Here is a 2,637-nt window from a genome sequence, read left to right on the forward strand (position 1 = left end):
CGATGTTCATCGGGGCCGGCGCCCCGGGCGCCGGACGCGCCCCCGGCGGCGGGGCCGGACGCGCCGCCGGCTTCGGGATCGGGTCCAACGACGACACCAGCACCGTCGTGTTCAGCGGGTCCTCGACCTTCCGGCCGCTCCGCTCGCGGTACACCATCTCGCCGTCGGCGTCCATCTCCACCAGGTAGCCCGCCTCCGCGAGCTGCTCCTCGTCGAGGTCCGCCAGCTTCTCGTACCGCGAAGGCACCACCCGGTAGATCGGCCAGGTCAGCCGCGCGTGCTCTGCGTGGAACTGGGCCAGCAGAGCCGCCATCTGGTGTTGCCACGGCAGGGACATGCCCTCCGCCAGGGACCTGGGCAGCACGACGTAGCCAGCGTCCACGCCCGGGTAGCCCTGGCTCAGCTGGTCGGCGAGGGGCGTGCTGGACGCGGGACGCGCCGACTGCCGGGGCGGCTGGGGCGCGCCGAACAGCGACGCCGGGTCCCGGGGCTCGCCGCCGCCGGACTTGCCTCGCTTGCCGAATTTACGTCCCACGTGCTCATCCTCTGCCAGTACGCGGCCGCCTGCTCGTGGAAAGCGCCGCGACGTCGGGTGAATCGGCCGATTCGTGTCAAGGCCCTCTGCGACCCATGCTAAACGCCGGGGCGGACCGCCTGCGGAACCACTTCCGCCTCGTCGAACTTGAACGGCCTCGTGTGCACCGGCACACCCGTCTGCTGGGCTTCCACGACCTTGCCGTCGCCCAGGTACATCATCACGTGGTGGATGCTGTTCGGGTCCGACGGATCGGTGGCCAGGAAGATCAGGTCACCCGGCTGCGCCTCGCGGACCGGCAGCAACGCGCCGGCGTGGTACTGGTCGCGGGACACGCGCGGCAGGATGATCCCGGCCGACTCGTAGGCGCGGAGCATCAGTCCCGAACAGTCGTACGAGTTCGGGCCCGTGGCGCCCCACACGTACGGCTTACCCTGCTCGCCCAGCGCGAAACTGATCGCCTTCGCCGCCGCCTGGCTCGGCGGCAGCAGCTGGCCGACGCCGGTGCCGCAGGCGACGACGTCGACGACCTGGCCGACGTTCTCCACCAGCGTCGCCGCCATCGGCTCCCACTTGTGGTAGCGGTCCGGGAAGCCCGACCGCTCGACCGCCTGCGCCGCGTCGCCCGGGCGCTTGTTCTCCCAGTCCGGCACCGCGAGCAGGACGTCGTAGAACTTGTTCACCGCGTAGTTCGGGTCGGTGATCTGCGCGACCGAGCCCCAGCCCATCGACGGGCGCATCTGGAAGATGCCCTGGGAGTCGCGGTCGCCGTAGGTGAGGTTGTGCAGCCCGGACTCGGTCATCCCGGCCTGGATCGCGACCTGCCACGCGCGCGGCGCCAGCGACCGCTGCTTGCCGACCGAGATGATCACCGAGACGATCCCGCGCTGCTCGTCGTCGAGCTTCGACGCGTCGACCGTGCCGCGCTCGCCCTGGCCGGGCTGGGTCGGCCCGACCGAGGCGTCGCAGCTCATCAGCGACATGCCCCCCGCCTGGGCCTGCTGGTTGTCGATGACGACCTTCGCGGCGACCGCGGTCACGGCCAGTGCGCCGATCGCGACGAACACGACCAGCCCCAGCCACAACCCCAGGCGCCGCACGCTCAGCTCGCCTGGTCGTAGTCGGCGACGCGCCAGCCGGCGTTGGTGCTGACGACCGTGATCGCGAGCTTGGGCCCGTCGGTCGGGATGGTCAGCTGCACCGAGTTCGGGTAGGACGTGCCGACGACCGGCTCACCGGTCACCTTCGTCGCCGGGATGTTGGCCGGGTCCACCGTGCCCATCACCGGCAGGTACTCCTCGGTGGTGAACGGCTTCAGCTGCGCGAGCCACTGCTCGGAGGTCATGCCTGCCGGGTGGTTCACCCAGGCCGCGGCCCACTCCTTGGCGACGCGGATGGCGTCGGCGTTCGGCGGGGCCGGGGTCGGCGTGGCCAGCGGCGTCGACAGCCGCGTCGGCAGGTTCGACGTCGGCACCGGCGCCGCGACGCCCGGCGGGGTCGTGGTCACCGACGTCGTGGTCCCGGTGGTCGGCGACGCCTTCGCCTGCGGTTTGCCGACGACCTTGGGCAGCACGATGCCGAGCGCGGTGATGAGGATGGCGAGGAACACGAGCGCGCCGATGAGGTGGCGCGGCGAGCGCAGCGGCCACCCCCACAGGCGCCGGTAGACCGCGGCGCGGCCGCGGTTGGTGCGGATCGGCATCCGTCACCGCCCCATGACCTGGTCGGTGTCCCGCGGTTCCTCGCGGACCTCGATGCCCCGCGAAGGCCGGTACAGCACGAACACGGGCTTGCCGGCGACGACTTCCGGGTCGACGCGACGCGGCTGGGCCCGCACCCCCGGCGTCCGGGGCGCGTCCTGCGCCGGGTAGTCGCTGAACCCGGATTCGGGCGCGCGCAGGTCGGACGGCACGACGACGGGCTCGGGCTCGTCGTTCCACCGCCGGTCGGCCACCGGCGAGGTGTCGACGCGCCGGCTTTCCTCGCGCGTGGTCGGCCGCCCGTTGGCCCCGACGACGACGTAGTCGCCCGGGTCGCCGTTGGCGGGGTTGTACTGGCCGAACACCGGCGAGCCGGGACGGCCGCCCGCGGGCAGCGCGCCC

The 2,637-nt window shown here is 72.5% G+C and carries 2 protein-coding genes and 2 pseudogenes; all 4 read right to left on the reverse strand.

Annotation, left to right across the window (positions count from 1 at the left end):
- Window positions 1-535, reverse strand: a pseudogene (locus G3I65_RS27480) (hypothetical protein); the annotation flags it as partial.
- A 98-nt stretch (window positions 536-633) separates the two neighbouring features.
- Window positions 634-1,635, reverse strand: a complete 1,002-nt coding sequence (locus tag G3I65_RS27485; protein ID WP_160698686.1) for a C40 family peptidase — start codon at window positions 1,633-1,635, stop codon at window positions 634-636.
- Between the two features lie 2 nt (window positions 1,636-1,637).
- Window positions 1,638-2,237 carry a hypothetical protein gene (locus G3I65_RS27490; protein WP_160698687.1) on the reverse strand — a complete coding sequence of 200 codons (600 nt, stop codon included), beginning with the start codon at window positions 2,235-2,237 and terminating at the stop codon, window positions 1,638-1,640.
- 3 nt (window positions 2,238-2,240) lie between these two features.
- Window positions 2,241-2,637 (reverse strand): annotated as a pseudogene (locus G3I65_RS27495) (magnesium transporter); the annotation flags it as partial.

The sequence above is a fragment of the Amycolatopsis sp. SID8362 genome (assembly GCF_010550475.1).
In the GTDB taxonomy this organism is placed as follows: domain Bacteria; phylum Actinomycetota; class Actinomycetes; order Mycobacteriales; family Pseudonocardiaceae; genus Amycolatopsis; species Amycolatopsis eburnea.

Excerpts from the sequence above, each read along its gene's own strand:
- G3I65_RS27490 (WP_160698687.1), bottom strand. The coding sequence starts at position 2,237 with ATGCCGATCCGCACCAACCGCGGCCGCGCCGCGGTCTACCGGCGCCTG.